The 20,981-nt window shown below is 66.1% G+C and carries 19 protein-coding genes; 16 read left to right on the top strand and 3 right to left on the bottom strand.

Annotated elements, in window-relative coordinates:
- The first annotated feature begins 128 nt into the window (after positions 1 to 128).
- The 10 genes from FFI87_RS18080 to FFI87_RS18035 all read left to right on the top strand — a co-directional run bounded on the left by FFI87_RS18080 (position 129) and on the right by FFI87_RS18035 (position 11,683).
- Positions 129 to 452: a hypothetical protein gene (locus FFI87_RS18080; protein ID WP_244100639.1), complete on the top strand. Its 324-nt coding sequence runs from the start codon at positions 129 to 131 to the stop codon at positions 450 to 452.
- A gap of 12 nt (positions 453 to 464) precedes the next feature.
- The gene (locus FFI87_RS18075) at positions 465 to 1,535 is read left to right on the top strand and encodes a VOC family protein (protein WP_138849605.1); all 1,071 of its coding nucleotides are present in this window, start codon (positions 465 to 467) and stop codon (positions 1,533 to 1,535) included.
- Between the two features lie 36 nt (positions 1,536 to 1,571).
- Positions 1,572 to 2,528, top strand: coding sequence for a fumarylacetoacetate hydrolase family protein (locus tag FFI87_RS18070; protein ID WP_138849606.1), 957 nt, complete (start codon positions 1,572 to 1,574; stop codon positions 2,526 to 2,528).
- Entirely contained in the window at positions 2,525 to 4,495 is a 1,971-nt protein-coding gene (locus tag FFI87_RS18065) for an acyl-CoA synthetase (protein ID WP_138849607.1), read from the top strand. Before FFI87_RS18070 ends, FFI87_RS18065 begins: the two co-directional genes overlap by 4 nt.
- A 140-nt stretch (positions 4,496 to 4,635) precedes the next feature.
- On the top strand, positions 4,636 to 5,373 hold the full coding sequence (locus FFI87_RS18060) for an OmpW/AlkL family protein (RefSeq protein ID WP_138849608.1): 738 nt from the start codon (positions 4,636 to 4,638) through the stop codon (positions 5,371 to 5,373).
- A 54-nt stretch (positions 5,374 to 5,427) separates the two neighbouring features.
- Complete coding sequence (locus tag FFI87_RS18055; RefSeq protein WP_138849609.1) at positions 5,428 to 8,406, top strand: molybdopterin-dependent oxidoreductase; 2,979 nt, start codon at positions 5,428 to 5,430, stop codon at positions 8,404 to 8,406.
- Between the two features lie 10 nt (positions 8,407 to 8,416).
- On the top strand, positions 8,417 to 9,283 hold the full coding sequence (locus FFI87_RS18050; RefSeq protein WP_012366964.1) for a 4Fe-4S dicluster domain-containing protein: 867 nt from the start codon (positions 8,417 to 8,419) through the stop codon (positions 9,281 to 9,283).
- A gap of 74 nt (positions 9,284 to 9,357) precedes the next feature.
- The gene (locus FFI87_RS18045) at positions 9,358 to 9,996 is read left to right on the top strand and encodes a TetR/AcrR family transcriptional regulator (protein ID WP_138849610.1); all 639 of its coding nucleotides are present in this window, start codon (positions 9,358 to 9,360) and stop codon (positions 9,994 to 9,996) included.
- Between the two features lie 45 nt (positions 9,997 to 10,041).
- Positions 10,042 to 11,025 (top strand): MDR family oxidoreductase, encoded by a 984-nt coding sequence (locus FFI87_RS18040; protein WP_138849611.1) that lies wholly within the window; start codon positions 10,042 to 10,044, stop codon positions 11,023 to 11,025.
- A gap of 79 nt (positions 11,026 to 11,104) precedes the next feature.
- Complete coding sequence (locus FFI87_RS18035; RefSeq protein ID WP_138849612.1) at positions 11,105 to 11,683, top strand: peroxidase-related enzyme; 579 nt, start codon at positions 11,105 to 11,107, stop codon at positions 11,681 to 11,683.
- A 130-nt stretch (positions 11,684 to 11,813) separates the two neighbouring features.
- Here the strand turns inward: FFI87_RS18035 and FFI87_RS18030 are convergent, their stop codons facing one another.
- Together FFI87_RS18030 and FFI87_RS18025 are read right to left on the bottom strand one after the other, a co-directional pair.
- Positions 11,814 to 12,695: an SDR family NAD(P)-dependent oxidoreductase gene (locus FFI87_RS18030; protein WP_012366968.1), complete on the bottom strand. Its 882-nt coding sequence runs from the start codon at positions 12,693 to 12,695 to the stop codon at positions 11,814 to 11,816.
- A 173-nt stretch (positions 12,696 to 12,868) separates the two neighbouring features.
- Positions 12,869 to 13,447, bottom strand: a complete 579-nt coding sequence (locus tag FFI87_RS18025) for a TetR/AcrR family transcriptional regulator (RefSeq protein ID WP_138849613.1) — start codon at positions 13,445 to 13,447, stop codon at positions 12,869 to 12,871.
- A 203-nt stretch (positions 13,448 to 13,650) separates the two neighbouring features.
- Here FFI87_RS18025 and zwf point away from each other — a divergent pair, with 203 nt between their 5' ends.
- A complete protein-coding gene (gene zwf / locus FFI87_RS18020) occupies positions 13,651 to 15,126 on the top strand; it encodes a glucose-6-phosphate dehydrogenase (protein WP_011659703.1) in 1,476 nt (491 codons plus the stop codon).
- A gap of 120 nt (positions 15,127 to 15,246) precedes the next feature.
- On the opposite strand, the gene FFI87_RS18015 is transcribed toward zwf, so the two are convergent.
- Positions 15,247 to 16,191, bottom strand: coding sequence for a LysR family transcriptional regulator (locus tag FFI87_RS18015; protein ID WP_138849614.1), 945 nt, complete (start codon positions 16,189 to 16,191; stop codon positions 15,247 to 15,249).
- A gap of 110 nt (positions 16,192 to 16,301) precedes the next feature.
- On the opposite strand from FFI87_RS18015, the gene FFI87_RS18010 reads away from it, so the two are divergent.
- The 5 genes from FFI87_RS18010 to FFI87_RS17990 all read left to right on the top strand — a co-directional run bounded on the left by FFI87_RS18010 (position 16,302) and on the right by FFI87_RS17990 (position 20,963).
- Positions 16,302 to 17,504, top strand: a complete 1,203-nt coding sequence (locus FFI87_RS18010; protein WP_138849615.1) for an MFS transporter — start codon at positions 16,302 to 16,304, stop codon at positions 17,502 to 17,504.
- 29 nt (positions 17,505 to 17,533) lie between these two features.
- Positions 17,534 to 17,857 (top strand): MoaF-related domain-containing protein, encoded by a 324-nt coding sequence (locus FFI87_RS18005; RefSeq protein ID WP_012366973.1) that lies wholly within the window; start codon positions 17,534 to 17,536, stop codon positions 17,855 to 17,857.
- A 16-nt stretch (positions 17,858 to 17,873) separates the two neighbouring features.
- Positions 17,874 to 18,824, top strand: a complete 951-nt coding sequence (locus FFI87_RS18000; RefSeq protein WP_138849616.1) for an LLM class oxidoreductase — start codon at positions 17,874 to 17,876, stop codon at positions 18,822 to 18,824.
- A 151-nt stretch (positions 18,825 to 18,975) separates the two neighbouring features.
- The gene (dkgB, locus tag FFI87_RS17995) at positions 18,976 to 19,782 is read left to right on the top strand and encodes a 2,5-didehydrogluconate reductase DkgB (protein ID WP_138849617.1); all 807 of its coding nucleotides are present in this window, start codon (positions 18,976 to 18,978) and stop codon (positions 19,780 to 19,782) included.
- A gap of 65 nt (positions 19,783 to 19,847) precedes the next feature.
- Positions 19,848 to 20,963 carry an alkene reductase gene (locus tag FFI87_RS17990; RefSeq protein WP_138849618.1) on the top strand — a complete coding sequence of 372 codons (1,116 nt, stop codon included), beginning with the start codon at positions 19,848 to 19,850 and terminating at the stop codon, positions 20,961 to 20,963.
- Positions 20,964 to 20,981: the final 18 nt, after the last annotated feature.

Below are 20,981 nucleotides of genomic sequence, written 5' to 3'. Positions count from 1 at the left end.
TCCTTGTTCGTGCGCCCAAGTATAGATTCAAATGTCTACATTGACAAAGTTATCATTCATGACTTTAATGTCACAAAGGACGGCTGAACACGGCCGCGAGAACCGATCGACAAACGAATGGAGAAACGGTGGAGACACATCTGCACACGGGCGCCAGCGCGTCCATCCACATCAATTCGGGCTCCTCGCCGGTAGGCGGGTTGCCGCCGACGCTCGAAGGACCGATCGAAGAATTCGGGCCAGTCGGCACCGCAACGTGCCATGTGCGGGCCAGTCATGGCACCCGCGACGACGACGCGCATCGCCCCCATCCGCGATCGACGGTCGACCTCGCGACATTCACGGGCCGGTCAGACATGTCGCGCGACGGTGCGATTGCCTGCCTGCCGTTGCGCGGACAGCCCCTCGATGCGACGGCGCCCGCCTTCGCGATTGCCGTTCGACCTGCCTGACTGCCATCCGCCATGAAACTGACCACCACCCAGCCGGCCCGACATCCCCACCCGACGACGAAGGCATCGGCGCTCGCCTATCTGATCTTCGATCGTCCGGACCTCGACGAGGCCGAGCACTTTCTCAACGACTTCGGTCTTCGAACGGTGCGGCGGGACGACACGCAATTGCTCCTGCGCGGAACGGGCACCGCACACTTCTGTTATGTCGTTCGCCAGGCGCCGAAGGCTCGCTTCGTCGGCTTCGGATTGCGGGTCGACAGTCGGGCCGATCTGGAGGCGCTCGCCAGCGTCCCCGGCGCGTCGAAGGTCGAAGCATCGGATTGGCCCGGCGGCGGCAACCGCGTGCGCCTCACCGATCCGTCAGGTTTTCGGGTCGACGCGATTGCGGGCCAGACACGGGCCGACACGCTGCCGCATCGCGCGCCCCTGCCGTTCAACTCGGTCGACGCGCCCGTGCGAATCAACGACACGCAGCGGCCGCCGACGAGCGCACCTGAAGTCATTCGGCTCGGGCATGTCGTGCTCGAGCTTGCCGACTTCCAGGCAACCTGCGCGTGGTACACGCAGCATTTCGGGTTCATCCCCAGCGATGTCCAGGTGCTGCCGGACGGCTCCCCGGCGGTCGCATTCATGCGGCTCGATCTGGGCGACAGGCCGGCCGATCACCATACGCTCGCGCTCGCCCAGGGATTCGTGCCGACTTATAGCCATAGCGCGTACGAACTGATCGACGCGGATGCCGTTGGCATGGGCCAGCGCATGCTCCGCGACAGCGGGTGGACGCATGCGTGGGGCATCGGCCGACACATTCTCGGCAGCCAGATCTTCGACTACTGGCAGGACCCTTGGGGCGACAAGCACGAACACTATTGCGACGGTGACTTGTTCACGGCCAACGAGCCGACGGGCGTGCATGCGGTCAGCCGCGAAGCGATGGCGCAGTGGGGCCCGACGATGCCGCGCAGTTTCACGAAGCCCCGGTTCACGCCGTCGAGCCTCGCGGCGCTGTTTCGCAACCTGCGCTGCAGTCCCGATCTGACGCTGAGCAAGCTGCTGACCTTGGCGAAGCTGTTCGCCTGACCCCAACCGCCCATTCGACTCACGAGAGATCCATCCATGTCACTGCTTGTCCTGCACTTCCGGCATAACGGCCGCGCCCAATGGGGGGTGGCCGCCAACGGCGCCGTCACGCCGATTCCCGGCGACTTCGAAACCACCGCGAGCTTTCTCGCGGCGAATCCGGTCGAACGACTCGCCGCGCTCGACGGATCGACGATTCCGGAGACAGAGGTGGAGTGGCTGCCCCCGGTGACAGCCAACCAGCAATTCGTTTGCCAGGGCGCGAATTATCGTCAGCACATGATCGAATCGGGCATGGATCCGGACGCGAAGAAGTTCAACATGATTTTCACGAAGGCGACGAGCTGCATCGTCGCCGCCGACTCACAGGTCGTGAAACCGCGACACGTCCGGTTTCTCGACTACGAAATCGAGCTCGGCCTCATCCTCAAACGCGACATCACGTCCCACCGGCAGATCACGGACGAGAACCTGCACGATTACGTCGCCGGCAGCGTGATCGTCAACGACTATTCCGCGCGCGATGTCCAGATCCCGCAGATGCAGTTCTACAAGGGCAAGAGTTTCCGGACGTTTGGGCCGGTCGGCCCCTATCTGTGCCTGCTCGAACGGCGTGACTTTCCGAAGCTGAAGGCGCTCGACCTGACGTTGACCGTCAACGGCGTGGTGCGTCAGCGGGACTCGACCTCGAACCTCGTCTATGGTCCGGCGGAAACGTTGACCGAGTTGTCGGGCGTGCACGACCTTCGCGCCGGCGACCTGCTCGCGACCGGCACGCCGGCCGGCTGCGCACTCAGCATCCCGTCGCCGCTCAAGCAGCGGGCCGTGGCGCTATTTCCCGAATCCGTCAAATGGAAGATGTTCATGAAGGTGCAGGCGGGACGCGCGCAGTACCTGAAGGCCGGAGATATCGTCGAAGCCCGGATCGCGAGCCGCGACGGAACGATCGATCTGGGCGTGCAGCGTAACAAGATCGTGGACGAAGCAGCATGAACGGCATCGCGACCCGGTACGACGTGCTGGCGATCGAAGCGCAGGGCCTTGCGCCAGACCTCCCTGCCAGCACATACGAGATGATTTGCGCCGGCGCGGCCATCGATCCGTCCGCCCCCGCGCTGTCCTTTTTTCTGACCGCCGACTCGCATCGCGACGCAGAGCGCTGGACCTATCGCGAGCTGGTTCGTGACATCACGCGCACGGCCAACCTGTTCACGCGCCTCGGCGTGAGTTCGCGTTCCGTGATCGCTTATGTGCTGCCCAATCTTCCCGAAACGCATTTCGTGATCTGGGGCGGGCAGGCGGCCGGCATCGTATGTGCGATCAATCCGTTGCTCGAAGGCGAAGCGATCGGCAATCTGCTCAAATCGGCCGGCGCCAGCGTACTCGTGACGCTCGCGCCATTTCCCGGGACCGATCTCTGGCAGAAAGTCGCGGAGATCCTTCACCAGGTCGAGTCGCTGCGGCATCTCGTGCTGGTCGATCCGGCCGATCGTGTGCGGGGCACCGCGCAAGCAGCGGCCCGCATGCTCCAGCGTGACGCGCGCCATAAGCTGCACGGCGACGATGGTTTGCGCGGCGCGGTGCCTGCGCATATCCAGATCCACGACTTCGGTACGGAAATGGCCCGGGAATCCGGTACGGTGCTCGACAACGTGCGCCGCATTCAACCTGGCGACATGTCGTCGTTCTTCTGTACCGGGGGCACCACGGGGTTGCCGAAAATCGCGATGCGCAGCCACGGCAACGAAGTGGCGAATGCATGGAGCGCCGGCCGGTTCTTCGGCGACAGCATCGGCCCCGGCAAAACGACGTTCTGCGGATTGCCGCTCTTTCACGTCAATGCCGCGATGGTGACCGGCCTGCTGCCTTTTTCTCGCGGCGCCCATGTCGTGCTCGGCACGCCGCAAGGTTACCGAGGTGACGGTGTCGTCAAACGTTTCTGGGAAATCGTCGAACATCATCACATCAATTTCTTCAGTGGCGTCCCGACACTCTACGCGTCGCTGCTCGACATTCCTGCCGACGGTCATGTTATCGACTCGCTCGAATACGGCCTGTGCGGTGCGGCGCCGATGCCGGTCGGCGTCTTCAGGGCCTTCCAGGAAAAAACGGGCATCCGGATTCTCGAAGGCTACGGTCTGACCGAGGGCACCTGCGTGAGCAGCGTCAACCCGCCGACCGGCGAGCGCCGGCTGGGATCGATCGGGCTTCGCATCCCGTTCCAGGCGATGAAAGCTGTCGTCGTGGACGACGCGGGACGGTATCTGCGCGATTGCGCGGTGAACGAAGAGGGGCTGCTCGCCATCTCCGGCCCGAACGTTTTCACCGGCTACCTGCGTGCCGATCAGAACAGGGCGCTGTGGCTCGATCTCGGCGACGGCAAGCGCTGGCTCAACACCGGCGACCTCGGCCGCTGCGACGTCGACGGTTACTTTTGGCTGACCGGCCGCAAGAAGGAACTGATCATTCGCGGCGGGCACAACATCGACCCCGCGGCGATCGAGGAACCGCTTCATCGACATCCGGCGGTCCAGCTCGCCGCGGCAATCGGGCGTCCCGATGCGCATGCCGGCGAGCTGCCGGTTGCGTATGTTCAGCTCAAGCCGGGGATGAGCGCGACCGAGCACGATCTGACGGCGTTCATGCAACAGGAGATCGCCGAACGCGCCGCACTGCCCAAGCACGTCCGAATCGTGGAAGCGATCCCGCTCACGGGCGTCGGCAAGATCTTCAAACCGGAACTCAAGCGCCGCGAGACGCGTGACGCGCTGCGCGCGGCATTGGCCCAGGGCGGCGCCCCCGGTGCATCGATCGACGTCACGACCGATCAATCGGGCGGAATGTCCGTGTCGGTCGAGCTGAGCGAGCCCGGGCTCGAGCCTGCGGCGCGCGTGGTGCTGGGGCGTTTTCCGTTTGCGTTCTCGATCTCGATCGCCGCGCAGCCGACACGGTCATCGTGACCGACAGAAACAGATCCGCGGCGATGGAGGAGCGCGGCTAGCCTGGATGGCAGCAACGTCTCAAGCAGATCGCCTCATTCAATAAGGTATCCAAATTAGTTGTTATTCATAGAGACGGATCGAGACAGAGGAGACACAAGATGAATTTCAGGTGGACGACGAGTTTCGCAGGCGTGGCGATTTGTATCTGCTCGCCTTTGCTTGGCGACGATGTGCAGGCACAGACGGCCGGAAGCATTACGACATCGGTAGGATGGCTACACATCGCCCCGCAGGGCAGCGCAACGCCCCTGGTCGTGCAAAGTGTCGGCGGCGTCACGGTGAATCAGGAACTGACCGGTAGCAGCGCACATGCCAGTTCGACAGATACGCTCGGCATTACCAACGAGTACTACGTCACCGACAACTTCGGCGTCGCGATGCTTTTTGGCATGCCGCTGAAGGTCAATCTGATTGGCGACGGGACGTTGCAGAAGTACGGCACGCTCGGCACGACACGGCCGATGCCGCCCGCGATCGAACTTCGATACCACCTGTTTTCTGCCACATCAAAATTCCGGCCGTTCCTGGGCATTGGCGCGAACTATACGTGGTTCACCCAGGTTCGAGCCACCAACAGCCAGTTCGTCTCCGACAGCTTCGGGCCGGGCGGCTCGGCGCACGCGACACTCAGCGCTTCGTGGAACCCCGTGTTCGAGATCGGCGCGAATTACGCGGTGACAAGACACTGGTCTGTCGGAACCTCCGTCAGCTACATGCCGGTGAAGACCCACCTCACGTTATACGGACAGACCGCCACCGGCACGCAGATCGTTTCCAAATCGACGCTCCGGCTCAATCCCGTCAGCGTTTTCTTGAACGTCGCCTATACGTTCTGACGAGCACGCCCGGATGCCAGCCCCCCTCATCAAAGCAACACATAGGATCGAACGATGAAACGACAGGTTCTCAAGACCATTCTGTTTGCCTTGCCGAAGGTTCTGGACCTGACGGCACGCCGCTTTCCCGCCTACCGGGAACGTCTGAAGGAGCGCAATCTCGTCGCGTGGATCGGGCTCATGGATCAAAGCATGGGTCGCGTCATCGAGTTCAGGAATGGCCGCATTCGGTCGCGCGCCGGCAAGCACCCGCGGCCCGACGTGCGCATGGCCTTCAAGGATGTCGCCACCGCGCTGAAGTTTCTTTCCCCCAGCCCGGACCAGGGCGAAATCATCCACGCCGCCAAGAACTTCAAGGTCGTCACGGAGGGCGAGGACGAACTTCTGGTCTGGCTCATGCAAACCCTGAGCATGATGCGCACCGTCGGCCTGCCGATGGGCACGCCCATGCGCGACGGCACCCGACGCTACACCACCTGTACCAATGGCGGGCCGCTGTTCGTCTACGTCAAGGATGACCGCATCGTCCGCGTGACCCCGATCGAGCTGGACGATACGGATGCGTCGAGCTGGGTGATCGACGCACGTGGGCGCCGCTTCAGCCCGCCACGGCGTGGCTTGGTCGCGCCGCACGCGTTGACGCTCAAGTCGCTGGTCTACTCCGACAAGCGCATCCTTCACCCGATGAAACGGGTCGACTTCGACCCCGACGGCGAGCGCAATCCGCAGAACCGCGGCAAGTCCGGATACGTGCGCATCAGCTGGGACGAGGCCCTGGACATCGTCGCCAAGGAGATCAACCGGCAGAAGCGCGTTCACGGCCCCGGTTCCATCACCTTCCCGATGTCGTCTCACCATCAGTGGGGCAACGTGGGCTACTACCTCAGCGCGCTGACGCGCTTCGCCAACCTGATCGGCTTCACGCGGGTCGCCGCGAATCCGGACAGTTGGGAAGGCTGGTACTGGGGCGCCATGCACCATTTCGGCAACTCGATGCGCGTCGGCGTGCCCTCCGGCTATGGCGGCCTCGAGGACGCGCTCAAGGAAGCCGAAATGATCGTCTTCTGGTCGTGCGACCCGGAAAGTACCAACGGGGCCTACGCGGGATTCGAGGGAACGCCGCGCCGCCTGTGGGCCAAGGAGCTCGGCATCGAGTTCGTTCATATCGACCCGCACTGCAATCCGACCGCGCAGCTGCTGGGCGGCCGCTGGATCCCGGTCCGGCCGCAAACCGATGCCGCGCTGGCTACCGCCATCATGTACGTGTGGGCCGTGGAGGGCCTGTACGACAAGGACTACGTCGCGACGCGCACGACCGGTTTCGACGATTGGAAGGCCTACTTGCTGGGCGAAACCGACGGCACGCCCAAGACGCCCGAGTGGCAGGAGAGCGAGACCGGCGTGCCGGCCAAGGACGTCCGCGCGCTGGCGCGCCTGTGGGGAAACAGGAAAGTTCATCTCGCCGTCGGGATGACCGGCGCGGGATTCGGTGGCGCGGGCCGCGGGGCGACCGGCGCGCAATGGGCGCGCTGCATGATCATGATGATGGCCATGCAGGGCTGGGGCAAACCGGGGGTGAATTTCGGCTGCCTCGAAATCGGCGTCCCGCACGATCTCCAGTTCTACTTCCCCGGCTACGCGGACGGCGGCATTTCAGGCGACCTGGCGTGGACCGCCAACGCGGTGGACAACTACCAGCGCATGCCGCACATCCTCACCATGAATCCAGTCAAGCAGATGGTGCCGCGACAGCAGATGCCCGATGCGATTCTCAACGGTCATGCCACTGGGTATCTCTGGGACGGCATGTCCCAGGAAGCGCAGTTCGCGCCGTTCACCTACCCGATGCCCGGCTATTCGCCGATCCACATGATCTATCGCTATGGCGGATCGTCGTTCAGTACCGTGACGAATTCCGGACGCTGGACCGAGGCCTACCGGCACTCGAGTATCGAGTTCGTGGTCAATCAGTCGATCTGGATGGAAGGCGAGGCACAGTTCGCCGACATCATCCTGCCCGCGTGCACGTCGCTGGAGCGCTGGGACATCGGGGAATGGGCGAATTCGGGCGGCTACGCGCACCACGGGTACGGCACGGTCAACCATCGCGTGCTGACGATGCAGCACAAGTGCATCGAGCCTTTGGGCGAGTCCCGCTCCGACTACGACATCTTCACCGCCATCCTGATCCGGTTGGGCCTCGGTGGCATTTTCACCGAAGGCTGCAGTGATCTCGACTGGGTCAAGCGCGTGTTCGACTCGTCGGATCTGCCCGATCACATTTCGTGGCGCGAATTCTGCCGCAAGGGCTACTTCGTCGTGCCGCCCGAAAAACCCGAGCTTCGCCATCCCGTGGACATGCGTTGGTATGCGGACGACCGGAAGAAGGACCTGCCGGAACCTCATCCGCTGCCGTCGCAGTTCTCGGAAAAGTTCGGCAAGGGCCTGCAGACGCCAAGCGGCAAGCTGGAGTTCGTGCCCGAATTGCTGAAGCGGCACACGGCTGACAATCCCGAGCGGCCGCCGCTCAACCGATATATCCCCTCCTGGGAGGGTCTGCGCTCGGACCTGGCTCGACGCTATCCGCTGCAATTGATCGCCACCCACAGCCGCTACAGCTTTCATACCCATTGTGACGGCAAGAACTCCGCGGTGAACGGCATCGCCGATCATCGCGCGCTGATCGCGGGGCACCGATTCTGGCTGCTGAGACTCAATCCGGCCGACGCCGCCGCTCGACGCATTGCCCATCGCGATCTCGTCAAGGTGCACAACGATCGCGGCGCCGTGATCTGCGCGGCCGATGTCTCGCCGCTCGTGAACGCCGGCGTGGTGAAGTCCTACGAGGCGAGCGCCGAATTTCAGTTGATCGAAATCGACGGCGAGCAAGTCGAGATTGGCGGTTGCATGAACATGCTCACCCCTGACCGGCCGCAGACCGCCGGCACCAGCAGCATGAGCCCGAATTCCTGCCTGGTGCAGGTCGAGAAATGGCGCGGTGCCGAAGCGTTCATGCTCGGTCGCGCAGCGTGAGGAATGTCAAATGAGCAAGTGGAACCTGATTATCAAGGTCGGGCGTTGCGAGAACTGCCAGAACTGCGTGATCGCCGCGCAGGACGAGCACGTCGGCAACGACTTTCCCGGCTACGCCGCGCCCGCCTCGGCCAATGCCGAGAGCCCGATCCGCATCCTGCGTCGCGTACAGGGCGCCGCGCATATGGTCCAGACCACCTATTTGCCGGTCATGTGCAATCACTGCGACGACGCGCCCTGCATGCGTGTCGGCGGCGGCGCCGTTCGCAAGCGTGCCGACGGCATCGTCATCATTGATCCGGACAAGGCACGAGGCCGCAAGGACATCGTCAAGGCCTGCCCTTACAAGGCAATCGTCTGGAACGAAGAGTTGCAACTGCCCCAGATCTGGATCTTCGATGCGCATTTGCTCGACCAGGGTTGGCCCCGCCCGCGTTGTCAGCAGTCGTGCCCCACCGATGTCTTCGAGACGGTCAAGCTCGATGACACGGCGATGGCCCAGAAGGCCCGACGGGAGGGACTCAAGGTATTGCGACCCGACCTGAGCACGAAGCCCCGCGTGTGGTACAGCGGCCTCGAGCGCTGGGAAACGTGCTTCGTCGGCGGAAGTGTCAGTGTCCACGCAGGAGACGTGGTCGAGTGCGTCACGGATGCGGTCGTCGCGTTGTACTACGGTAATCTGCAGGTCGCCGAAACGGTGTCGGACGGTTTCGGTGATTTCCGCTTCGATGGCCTCGCCAAGGGCAGCGGCGCCTACAAAGTCAAAATCCGGCATGCGCTCGGCACCGCGTGGCGCGAGTGCGAATTGGGCGAGAGCGTGTACCTCGGAGAAATCAGGCTCAGTCGGTCGAAAAGCGCCGTGGCGATCGAGTGCTGATGATCCCCGGAAGGCTGAATGCGGTACTCGCTCGCACCGATTGATTTTTGAGACGAACGGTCTATTATTCGCCCATGGACGTTCGAACTGATCCGCCTCGCCGTCGCGGCAGGCCACCGAAGCAGCATGAAGACCTCGTCGCGACGCGCGACATGCTGTTGCGCTCCGGGCTGGAAGTGCTCACCGAGAAGGGCTTTTCGGCCACCGGGCTCGACGAGATCCTCGGGCGCGCCGGCGTGCCCAAGGGCTCGTTCTATCACTACTTCGACAGCAAGGAGGCGTTCGGCCTCGAACTGATCGATCGCTACGCGGACTTCTTCGCCCGCAAGCTCGACCGTCATTTCAGCCAGCCCGAGCCGTCGCCGCTGGCACGCGTGCGCGCGTTCGTCGACGATGCACGCGACGGCATGGCGCGCCATGAATACAGCCGCGGCTGCCTGATCGGCAACCTCGGCCAGGAAATGGGCGCACTGCCGGAGAGTTTCCGTGCGCGTCTGCGCGCGACGTTCGAGGACTGGCAACGCCGGCTGGCCGCGTGCCTCACCGCCGCCCAGCAAGCCGGCGAGCTCGCCGATTCGGCGGACCCCGCGGAGCTGGCCGCGTGCTTCTGGATCGGCTGGGAAGGCGCCGTGCTGCGCGCGAAGCTCGAACGCAGCGACGCGCCGCTTGCGCTGTTCGCGCAGTTTTTCTTCAATGGATTGCCTCGCCGCTGAATTTTTTTGCCATTAACTAGACGATCGGTCTAAAAAGGAGGACGCATGTTCCAGGGCATCGTGATCGACAAGGACGACACCGGCCAGCACGCGCGGCTGCAAACGCTGGACGACGCGCAGTTGCCCGCGGGCAACGTGACGATCCGGGTCGGTTATTCGACGTTGAACTACAAGGACGGGCTGGCGATCACCGGCAAGAGCCCGGTGGTCCGCAAGTTCCCGATGGTGCCGGGCATCGATCTGGTCGGCGAGGTCGAACACAGCACGCATCCGGATTACCGCGCGGGCGATCGCGTCGTGCTCAACGGCTGGGGCGTCGGCGAAACGCACTGGGGCGGCCTGGCCCAGAAAGCGCGCGTCGACGGCGACTGGCTGGTGCCGCTGCCGTCCGCGTTTTCGCCGCAACAGGCGATGGCCATCGGCACGGCGGGCTACACCGCGATGCTGTGCGTGATGGCGCTGGAACGGCATGGCGTGCGCCCGGACGATGGCGAGATCGTCGTGACCGGCGCGGCAGGCGGCGTCGGCAGCGTCGCCATCGCGCTGCTCGCGCGGCTCGGCTATCGCGTCGTCGCCGTGACCGGCCGCCCGGCCGATGCCGACTACCTGCGGCAACTCGGCGCGGCGGAGATTCTCGACCGGTCGCAATTCGGCGCACCGGGCAAGCCGCTCGGCAAGGAACGCTGGGCCGGCGCGGTCGACGTCGCGGGCAGTCACGTGCTCGCCAACGTGTGCGCGACCACGCGCTATCGTGGCGTGGTGACGGCCTGCGGCCTGGCCGCCGGCATGGACTTTCCCGCCACCGTCGCGCCGTTCATCCTGCGCGGCGTGACGCTCGTCGGCATCGACAGCGTGATGTGCCCGCGCGCCGAGCGGCTGGAGGCCTGGCGCCGGCTCGGGTCCGATCTCGATGTCGAGAAGCTGGGCGCGATCGGTCATCAGGTCGGCCTGGGCGACGCCATACCGCTTGCAGAGGAACTGATCGCCGGCAAGATACGCGGCCGCATCGTCGTGGATGTCAACGCATGACGCCGGCAACCCGTCGTTTCATGTCCGGGCGGCGGCTCGCGCGTCGCGTTCGCCCGTGTCACTTTATCCAGGAGACCTCATGACCGCTGCCAACCACGCGCCCGTCAGCCGCTTTCCGGTGCCGGCGCTCGACGACCTGCCCGACGACATTCGCGAACGGATTACTGCGGTCCAGGAAAAGTCGGGCTTCATCCCGAACGTATTCCTCACGCTCGCGCATCGCCCGGACGAGTTTCGCGCGTTCATGGCGTACCACGACGCGCTGATGGACAAGCCGGGCAACCTCACCAAGGCCGAACGGGAAATGATCGTCGTGGCCACCAGCGCCGTGAACCAGTGCCAATACTGCGTGATCGCGCACGGCGCGATCCTGCGCATTCGTGCGAAGGATCCGCTGATCGCCGACCAGGTCGCGACCAACTACCGCAAGGCCGACATCACCGTCCGGCAGAAGGCGATGCTCGACTTCGCGATGAAGGTTTCGCAAACCGCACACCTGGTGGGCGAAGCGGACTTCGACACGCTGAAGTCGCATGGCTTCACCGAAGAGGACATCTGGGACATCGCGGCGATCGCGGCGTTCTTCGGGATGTCGAATCGCATCGCGAACGTGACGAACATGCGGCCCAACGCGGAGTTCTACGCGCTGGGGCGTTGAGGGCGCGTGCCGGCCGCGGTCGGCGCAGCGCGATCCGCCGAGCCGGACGCGGGAACATCACGACACCGAACCGGATGTCGCGGTTCCGACATGCCAGCTCACGGCAAGCAGAGCAGGAGCAGGACGGGGGTCAGCGCTCGCTCCACTCCTTCAACGCCTCCAACCCGTCCGGCAGCGGCGCGTCCGGGAACATCGTCGACAGCGTCGCGTCCCGCCACCGTGCCGCCTCCTCCGCGCGCTGCGTTTCCGCCTGCTCGCACACGAACAGCGCATCGCTGCCGAGCAGCAGGCGCATCGGCACGTCGTCGCGACGCGACAGCTCGACGATCAGCGCCGCGATCCGTGCGGGATCGCCGACCTCGTGGCCGCCATACGAACCGAGCAGTTCGAGAACCTTCCCGACCGACGGCTCATAGTCGGGCAGCAGGCCGTCGACGTGGCGCTTCGCCTGCGCGGCCCATTCGGTGCGCATCCCGCCCGGCTCGAGCGTGCACACGCGCACGCCGAACGGCGCGACTTCCTTCGACAGCACGTCGCTGAACCCGCCGACCGCCCACTTCGCGGCCTGATATGCGGACAGGCCGGCCGTCGCCGTGCGCCCGCCAACCGACGACACCTGGAAGATGTGGCCCGCGCGTTGGGCTCGCATCGTCGGCAGCACCGCGCGCGTCAGGTTGACCACGCCGAACAGGTTCGTTTCGATCTGGTCGCGGAAGTCGTCGGCGCCCATCTGCTCGAACGGCGCCGTATGACCGTAGCCCGCGTTGTTCACCAGCACGTCGATGCGCCCGAACGCGTCGCGGGCGGCGGCCACCGCATGCGCGGCCGCCGCTGCGTCGGTCACGTCGAGCTCGATCGGCAGCAGCCGGTCGCCGTACCGCGCTTCCAGATCGGCGAGCCGCGCCGGATCGCGCGCGCCGGCCACCAGCCGGTCGCCCGCCGCCAGCACCGCTTCCGAGATTGCACGCCCCAGGCCGCGTGCGGCCCCTGTCACCAGCCAGACTTTCGACATTTCCATTTCTCCGTAAAGTTGAAACCGCCAAAATGAATGATTACTCACTCATTAATACGGGCGCTGAACCGGTCGTTTTGACCGTGCATCGCCCTGCCTGAAACCGCCTTCCATCGTCGCGGCGGCGCCCGGACCGAACGCGCCGCCCCTCATCTCTCTGCAACGTGCCGCTATCACACCGCGTGCAGCACGGCCCACAGCGCGCGAAACCCGGCTTCCCGGTACGCATCGGCCCGCGCCGGATCGCGTGCGATCGACTCCATCGCCGTTTCCGCGATCGACGTGAACAGCGCCGTGCAGAACGCATGCGCGTTGTCGGCGTCGAGCCCGCCCGCGGCGGCACTCTGCGCGCGCAGCAGCGCGGTGATCGCGCCGAAGCCTTCGGTGCCGGCCGCGCGATGCGCGTCGTCGATGCGGCCGCTCACCTCGAGCTGCCGCAGCGCGCGCTGCCCGTGCGGATCCGCGACGCCCCACGACACATAGCTGTTCCACACATGCCGCATGGCCTGCTCGGCCGGCGCGTGCTCGGGAAACCCGGTGATCATCGCGTCGCGCAAGTCGGCCTTCAGGCTCAGGTACAGCGCGTTCAGCAGCGCATCCTTGGTGTCGAAATAGGTGAACACCGTGCCTTCCGCGACGCCGGCGAGCCGCGCGATGCGCGCGGTGGTCGCACTCGCGCCATCCTCCGCGAGCGCGCGGGCGGCCGCGGTGAGGATGGCGTCGTGCTTGTCGGGACTGCGCGGTCGGGCCACGTTCGATTCCTTTAATGAGTGAGCGCTCAATCATAATCGCGCCGACGGCTGGAGCGCAAGCCCTGTTACATACGGGGGAACCCATCCGCAATCGGTCAAAAGCGTGCACTATTAGCGTTTCCACGTACTGGCGCGCCAACGCACCGGCGGCCGGCGCTTCGACGTTCGTTCCACGCTCACCCGTTTCAGACCGCGATCCACTCATGACGAATCAGCCCAACCAGACGGAAGCCGACCAGCCCGTCGACATGATCATCTTCGGCGGCGGCGGCGACCTGGCCGCCCGCAAGCTGTTGCCCGCGCTCTACATGGCGCACCTGCACTGCAACCTGCCGCCGCAGACGCGCATCATCGCGGTCGGCAGGCGCGACTGGGGCATCGACGGCTACCGCAAGTTCATGGACGAGCAGTCGCGCCCGTTCATCGACGAGAAGGCGTTCGACGCCGATGCATGGGCCCGCTTCCTCGACCTGTTCAAGTACGTGCTGATCGACGTGAACGCGCCGGAAGACTATGCGCGCCTCGCCGAAGCGGCGCGCCCCGACGCGATCCACGTGTTCTACCTGTCGACGTCGCCGGAGCTGTTCACGACGATCTGCGACAACCTGTCGGCCGCGCACCTCGTCGATGCGCGCTCGCGCGTCGTGCTCGAAAAGCCGCTCGGCCACGATCTCGCGTCGGCGCAGGCGATCAACGATGCGGTCGGCCGGCATTTCGCGGAATCGCAGATCTACCGGATCGATCATTACCTCGGCAAGGAAACCGTGCAGAACCTGATGGTGCTGCGCTTCGGCAACCCGATCTTCGGGCCGCTGTGGCAGGCGCCGAGCATCCGCAGCGTGCAGATCACGGTGGCGGAGACGGTCGGTGTCGGCAGCCGCGCGGGCTTCTACGACCATACCGGCGCGCTGCGCGACATGGTGCAGAACCACCTGCTGCAACTGCTGTGCATCGTCGCGATGGAGCCGCCGGTGTCGCTCGACCCGGACGCGGTGCGCGACGAGAAGCTGAAGGTGCTGCGCTCGCTGCGGCCGATGGCGCTGTCGGATGTCGCGCGCGATACCGTGCGCGGCCAGTACACGGCCGGCGCGGTCGACGGCCAGCCGGTCAAGGGCTATCTCGAGGAAGACAACGTGCCGGCTGACAGCCACGCGGAAACCTTCGTCGCGCTGCGCGCGCACATCAACAACTGGCGCTGGGCGAACGTGCCGTTCTTCCTGCGCACCGGCAAGCGGCTGCAGCGCCGCCAGTCGGAAATCGTGATCGAGTTCGCGGACATGCCGTTCTCGATCATCCCGACCGGCCCGCGCCACTACAGCAACCGCCTCGTGATCCAGCTGCAGCCGGAAGAATCAATCCAGCTGCAGATGCTCGCGAAGGAGCCGGGCAGCGGGATGAAGATGGTGCCCGTGAGCCTGAACCTCGACCTGCAGCAGGCGATTCCGGAACGGCGCGCGGAAGCCTACGAGCGGCTGCTGATCGACGTGATCCGCGGGCGTCTCACGCACTTCATGCGCCGCGACGAGCTCGAGGCCGCGTGGTCGTGGGTCGAGCCGATCCTCAACGGCTGGAAGCAGCTCGGCGATCGTCCGCGCCTCTACACGGCCGGCACGTTCGGGCCGGCGGCATCGTCGGCGCTGCTGGCGCGCGACAACATGTCGTGGTCCGAGGAAGCCTGACCACGGGATGACGGCAGGCCCGCGGCGCAAGCGCCGTGCGGCATGCCGGATCACACCGGGCGCCCGATCGGGTGCCCGCAGTCAGCCCCCGCCGCCTATCGCCCCTCCAGCGCTCCGCCGTTACAGCTGCTCCAGCCACGCAGCCTTCCGCCGCGCCGGCGCACCGCTGCCGCCGCTGCCGCCGCCCAGCACCTCGATCATGTAATCGACGAACGACGCGATCCGCGACGAAATCGCGGTGTTCCGGTAATACACCGCGTTGATCGGCTGTTCGACGTCGAGCGTCTGCCGCGCGAGCACCTGCACGAGCCGGCCGGCCTCGCGATCCTGCGCGGTCATGAAATCCGACAGGCACACGACGCCCGCGCCCTCCAACGCGAGCTGCCGCAGCGTCTCGCCGCTCGACGACCAGATGCCGGGCTCGATGCGGCACGGCTCGCCGTCCGCGCCGAGGATCGGCCAGACGTTCAGCGATTCGGGCTGCGTGAAGCCGAGCAGCGTGTGCCTGGCGAGATCCTCGACCTTGCGCGGCTGGCCGTGCGCTTCGAGGTATGCGGGGCTCGCGAGGATGCGCAGCCGGCTGTTGCCGATGCGCCGGCTGTGCAGCGTCGAATCCTTGAGCCGGCCGATGCGGATCGCGACGTCGGTGCGCCGCTCCAGCAGGTCGATGATCCCCTCGTTGCTGTTCAGCTCCAGTTCGACCTTCGGGAACCGTTCGCGGTAGCCATGCACGAGCGGCACGATCACGTGCAGCATGAACGGCGTCGCGGCATCGACGCGCAAGCGCCCCGACGGCATCTCGCGCCGCGCGAGCATCTGCTCCTCCGCGTTCTCGACCGATTCGATGATGGCGCGCGCATCCTGCAGGAACGCACGTCCTTCCTCGGTCAATTCGAGCCGGCGCGTGGTCCGGCGCAGCAGCGTGGTCTTGAGCTTCTCCTCGAGCCGCGCGAGCGTGCGGCTCGTGGCCGACACGGTGAGGTCGAGCTGCTGCGCGGCGGCGGTGATCGAACCGGAGTCGACCACGGCGGCAAAGGCCTGGAGTTCGTCGAGCGTGATCTTCATTGCTGGATTATTGATCCAAAATCAAAACAATTTGGTTTATAGACCCATTTTTCCGCAAAAGTAAAGACGGCACACTGCGCTCCATCGTCACCGGACCCTGGAGCACCGTCATGCCACTTGCCCTGCTTGCGCTGACCATCAGCGCGTTTGCCATCGGCACCACCGAATTCGTGATTGTCGGGCTGATCCCGACGATCGGCGCCGACCTCGGCGTCAGCCTGCCGTCGGCCGGCCTGCTCGTCAGCCTCTATGCGCTGAGCGTCGCGATCGGCGCGCCGCTCCTCACCGCGCTCACCGGCCGCGTGCCGCGCAAGACGCTGCTCGCCGCGCTGATGGCGCTGTTCACCATCGGCAACCTCGTGGCCTGGCAGGCGCCGGGCTACGAATCGCTGATCGTCGCGCGCGTGCTCACCGGCCTCGCCCACGGCGTGTTCTTCTCGGTCGGCTCGATCATCGCGACCACGCTCGTGCCGAAGGACAAGGCCGCCAGCGCAATCGCCACGATGTTCAGCGGGATGACCGTCGCGTTCGTCGCCGGCATTCCGCTCGGCACCTTCATCGGCCAGCACTTCGGCTGGCGCGCGACGTTCCTGATCGTCGCGCTGTTCGGCCTCGTCGCGTTCGTCGGCGCGGTCGCGTTCGTGCCGCGCGGCCTCCCGCGCACGCCGCCGGCGCCGCTCGCCCGCCAGTTCCGCGTGCTCGCCCAGCCGCGCCTGCTGCTCGTCTACGCGATGACGGCGGTCGGCTACGGCGGCTCGCTGATCGCGTTCACCTACATGGCGCCGCTGCTCGAACAGATCGCCGGCTTCACGCCGTCGCAGGTCAGTCTGGTGCTGGTCGGCTACGGCGTGTCGGTCGCGTTCGGCAACGTATGGGGCGGCAAGCTCGCCGACCGCGTCGGCCCCGTGAAGGCGCTCAAGCGGATCTTCCTGTTGCTCGCGATCGTGCTGCTCGCGCTGACCTTCACGGTGCACGTGAAGTGGCTCGCGGTGCTGACGATGCTCGCATGGGGCGCAGTCGCATTCGGCAACGTGCCGGGCCTGCAGGTGTACGTCGTCAAGCAGGCGCGCCACTTCGCACCGGACGCCACCGACGTCGCGTCGGGCTTCAACATCGCCGCGTTCAACCTCGGCGTCGCGGGCGGCTCGTCGCTCGGCGGCCTGATCGTCGCGAACGTCGGCCTCGGCCATACGCCGTGGATCGCCGCCGCCGTCACGCTCGGCGCCTTCGCGCTGACCGCGTTGAGCGGCCGCCTCGACCGCGGCCAGGGGCTGCCCGAGCGCACGGCCGAACCCGTCGAACTCGCCCATTGAACGTCACTTTCCCGCAGGAGCGCATCAGCATGAACGCATCGACCCAACGTCCGCCGTTCGCCGGCAGGACTTTCGAAGTTCGTTACGACGGCCTCACCGCCCTCAACGCGTATGACGAGGACGGCCTCCACATGCGCTACGAGATAACCGAAGGCGCGTACGCCGGCGCGAAGGGCGAAGTCGCGTACACGTGGCGGCACGTCGCCGGCGAGACCTACGCAATCTCGTGGCAGGAAGCCGACCGCGCAACCGTCGTGCACCTCGACGATTTCGCCGCCGGCACGTCGCACGCGTTCTTCACCGCGGCTTCGCTCGATTTCCACCGGCTCGAAGGCAGCCTGCGCGCACGCTGAACGGAGCGACCCGACCATGCCTACTTCACTCGACAAGCTCGCCAGCGGCGGCTTCAGCATCGGCATCGAACTGCCGCTCGACAACGACTGGTCGCTGGCGGGCGCCGCGAAGCGCCAGCACGACGGCCGCCGTCCCGGCGTGCCCGACCTGGAACTTCATGCAACGCTCGCGCGACTGGCCGACACGCTCGGCTTCCGCGCGCTCTGGGTGCGCGACGTGCCGGTGTACGACCCGTCGTTCGGCGATGCCGCGCAAGTGTTCGAGACCTTCTCGTATCTCGGCTACCTCGCCGGCATCACGCGCGACATCCTGCTCGGCACGGCAGCCGTCGTGCTGCCGCTGCGCGAACCGCTGCTGACGCTGAAATCGGCCGCGACGATCCAGGAGCTGAGCGACGGACGCCTACTGCTCGGCGTCGCGAGCGGCGACCGGCCGGTCGAATATCCGCTGTTCGGCCGCGACTTCGCGTCACGCGGCGCGAATTTCCGCGACCAGATCGCGCTGCTGCGCGACGGCGCGCGCGGGCACCTGCCGCCGGGCCTGGACGTGTTGCCGGCCGCGCGTTCGCCGGTGCCGCTGCTCGTCGCGGGCCTCGCGCAGCAGACGCCCGCATGGATCGGCGAACACATGGACGGCTGCCTCGCCTATCCGGGCACGCCGGCCGACCACCTGCAACGCGCCGCGAACTGGCGCGCGGTGGCCGGCGACAAGCCGTACGTGAGCTTCATCCACCTCGACCTCGCGGAAGATCCGCACGAACCGCTTCAGCGGCACCGCTTCGGCGCGCGCGCCGGGCGCGTCGCGCTGACGGAAGAGCTCGCGGCAATGCGCGACGCGGGCGTGCGGCACATCGGTCTGCATCTGCGCCGCAATGGCCGGCCGCTCGACGAGACGATGGCCGAGATTGCCGCGGACGTGCTGCCGGCGTTCCATCCGGCTAGCAACCCGCACACGTGCGTCGCATGAGGCCGGCCACGGCCCGTCGCGCGCCACGGCGGGCAACCGATCCTTGAATTTGAATCAAATATTTTTGACCTCTGAAGGCGTTTATCTCATCAGTCCCGAACGCCAGAATGACTTCCATACCGAACCCGTTCCACTTTCCCAGGAGCCCACGATGAGCAACGTTCCCGCATTCGGCCTCGGCACCTTCCGCCTGCAGGGCCAGGTCGTCATCGACTCGGTCCGCAATGGCCTCGACGTCGGCTACCGTGCGATCGACACCGCGCAGATCTACGGCAACGAAGCCGAAATCGGCGAAGCGATCGCCGCATCGGGCGTGCGCCGCGAAGACCTGTTCCTCACGACCAAGATCTGGGTCGACAACTACGCGCCCGAAAAACTGGCAGCCAGCCTCGAGGAAAGCCTGCGCAAGCTGCGCACCGACATCGTCGACCTGACGCTGATCCACTGGCCGGCGCCGGACAACGGCGTGTCGATCCAGGCGTTCATGACCGCGCTCGCCGACGCGAAGGCGAAGGGCCTCACGCGCCAGATCGGCATCTCGAACTTCAACATCGAACTGACGAAGGAAGCGATCGCGGCCGTCGGCAAGGATGCGATCGCGACGAACCAGATCGAACTGAGCCCGTACCTGCAGAACCGCAAGCTGGTCGAGTTCCTGAACGGCGAAGGCATCCACGTGACGTCGTACATGACGCTCGCCTACGGCAAAGTGCTCGGCGACCCGGTGATCGGCGCGATCGCGCAACGTCACGACGCGACGCCGGCGCAAGTCGCGCTCGCGTGGGCGCTGCAGCTCGGCTACTCGGTGATCCCGTCGTCGACGAAGCGCGAGAACCTCGCGAGCAACCTGCTCGCGCAGACGCTGCGCCTGACCGACGAAGACATGGCGCAGATCGCCGCGCTCGAGCGCAACGGCCGCGAAGTCGACCCGGCCGGCCTCGCGCCGAAGTGGGACTAACCGCACCGCACCCGTAATCGATTTGTCCGCGGCCAGTCGGCCGCGGCACCCGACAGGATCTGACCATGACCCACGACCCGCTTTTTCAACCGCTGCGATTCGGCGCGCTGACGCTGCCGAACCGTATCGTGATGCCGCCGATGACGCGTTCGCGCGCCAGCCAGCCCGGCGACGAAGCCAACGAACTGATGGCCGCGTATTACGCGCAGCGCGCGAGCGCCGGCCTGATCGTCAGCGAAGGCACCTACATCGCGCCACTCGGCAAGGGCTACGCGTGGACGCCCGGCATCCACACGCCGTCGCAGGTCGCCGGCTGGCGCCGCGTGACGGACGCCGTGCACGCCGCGCACGGCCGCATCTTCGCGCAGCTGTGGCACGTCGGCCGGTTGAGCCACACGAGCCTGCTCGACGGCGCGCAACCGGTGTCGTCGTCGCCGATCCAGGCGAAAGGCGTGAACGTGTTCATCGCCGGCGAGGACGGCAGCACGCCGGGCTTCGTGCAGGCGTCCGAGCCGCGCGCGCTGTCCGTCGACGAGATCCGCGGGATCGTCGATCAATACCGCGCCGCCGCCCGCCACGCGATCGAGGCCGGCTTCGACGGCGTCGAGCTGCACGGCGCGAACGGCTATCTCGTGAACCAGTTCATCGACTCGAACGCGAACACCCGCACCGACGCGTACGGCGGCTCGCTGGACAACCGGCTGCGCTTCCTGCGCGAAGTCGTGCAGGCGCTGATCGAAGGCACCGGCGACGCGTCGCGCGTCGGCGTCCGCCTCGCGCCGCTGACCACGCTGAACGGCTGCGCCGACGACGATCCGGAAACGACCTACCTCGCCGCCGCGAAGCTGCTCGGCGAACTCGGCATCGGCTACCTGCACATCGCGGAAGCCGACTGGGACGACGCGCCGCTGATGCCGGTCGAATTCAAGCGGCAACTGCGCGCCGTGTTCCCGGGCGTGCTGATCTACGCCGGCGCGTACACGGCCGAACGCGCGCGCGAAGCGATCGCCGCCGGCTGGGCCGACCTGATCGCATTCGGCCGCCCGTTCGTCGCGAACCCCGACCTGCCCGAGCGCCTGCGCACCGGCGCCGCGCTCGCGCCGCACGATCGCAACACGCTGTTCGGCGGTGGTGCGAAAGGCCTGACCGACTATCCGACGCTCACGCAGGCCGCGGCCTGAGCGGGCGGCCGCAACGAC

It is taken from the genome of Burkholderia sp. KBS0801 (genome assembly GCF_005937855.2).
Lineage (GTDB): Bacteria > Pseudomonadota > Gammaproteobacteria > Burkholderiales > Burkholderiaceae > Burkholderia > Burkholderia ambifaria.
Note: the sequence above shows the minus strand (reverse complement) of the source record. Positions and strands in the feature narration are given on the sequence as shown.

Bases quoted from the DNA above. Each gene is read 5' to 3' on its own strand.
- FFI87_RS18070 (WP_138849606.1), top strand. From the start codon at position 1,572: ATGTCACTGCTTGTCCTGCACTTCCGGCATAACGGCCGCGCCCAATGG.
- FFI87_RS18040 (WP_138849611.1), top strand. From the start codon at position 10,042: ATGTTCCAGGGCATCGTGATCGACAAGGACGACACCGGCCAGCACGCG.
- FFI87_RS17990 (WP_138849618.1), top strand. From the start codon at position 19,848: ATGACCCACGACCCGCTTTTTCAACCGCTGCGATTCGGCGCGCTGACG.
- FFI87_RS18030 (WP_012366968.1), bottom strand. From the start codon at position 12,695: ATGTCGAAAGTCTGGCTGGTGACAGGGGCCGCACGCGGCCTGGGGCGT.
- FFI87_RS18005 (WP_012366973.1), top strand. From the start codon at position 17,534: ATGAACGCATCGACCCAACGTCCGCCGTTCGCCGGCAGGACTTTCGAA.
- FFI87_RS18045 (WP_138849610.1), top strand. From the start codon at position 9,358: ATGGACGTTCGAACTGATCCGCCTCGCCGTCGCGGCAGGCCACCGAAG.
- FFI87_RS18010 (WP_138849615.1), top strand. From the start codon at position 16,302: ATGCCACTTGCCCTGCTTGCGCTGACCATCAGCGCGTTTGCCATCGGC.
- FFI87_RS18065 (WP_138849607.1), top strand. From the start codon at position 2,525: ATGAACGGCATCGCGACCCGGTACGACGTGCTGGCGATCGAAGCGCAG.
- FFI87_RS18035 (WP_138849612.1), top strand. From the start codon at position 11,105: ATGACCGCTGCCAACCACGCGCCCGTCAGCCGCTTTCCGGTGCCGGCG.
- FFI87_RS18000 (WP_138849616.1), top strand. From the start codon at position 17,874: ATGCCTACTTCACTCGACAAGCTCGCCAGCGGCGGCTTCAGCATCGGC.
- FFI87_RS18050 (WP_012366964.1), top strand. From the start codon at position 8,417: ATGAGCAAGTGGAACCTGATTATCAAGGTCGGGCGTTGCGAGAACTGC.
- dkgB (WP_138849617.1), top strand. From the start codon at position 18,976: ATGAGCAACGTTCCCGCATTCGGCCTCGGCACCTTCCGCCTGCAGGGC.
- FFI87_RS18075 (WP_138849605.1), top strand. From the start codon at position 465: ATGAAACTGACCACCACCCAGCCGGCCCGACATCCCCACCCGACGACG.
- FFI87_RS18015 (WP_138849614.1), bottom strand. From the start codon at position 16,191: ATGAAGATCACGCTCGACGAACTCCAGGCCTTTGCCGCCGTGGTCGAC.
- FFI87_RS18060 (WP_138849608.1), top strand. From the start codon at position 4,636: ATGAATTTCAGGTGGACGACGAGTTTCGCAGGCGTGGCGATTTGTATC.
- zwf (WP_011659703.1), top strand. From the start codon at position 13,651: ATGACGAATCAGCCCAACCAGACGGAAGCCGACCAGCCCGTCGACATG.
- FFI87_RS18055 (WP_138849609.1), top strand. From the start codon at position 5,428: ATGAAACGACAGGTTCTCAAGACCATTCTGTTTGCCTTGCCGAAGGTT.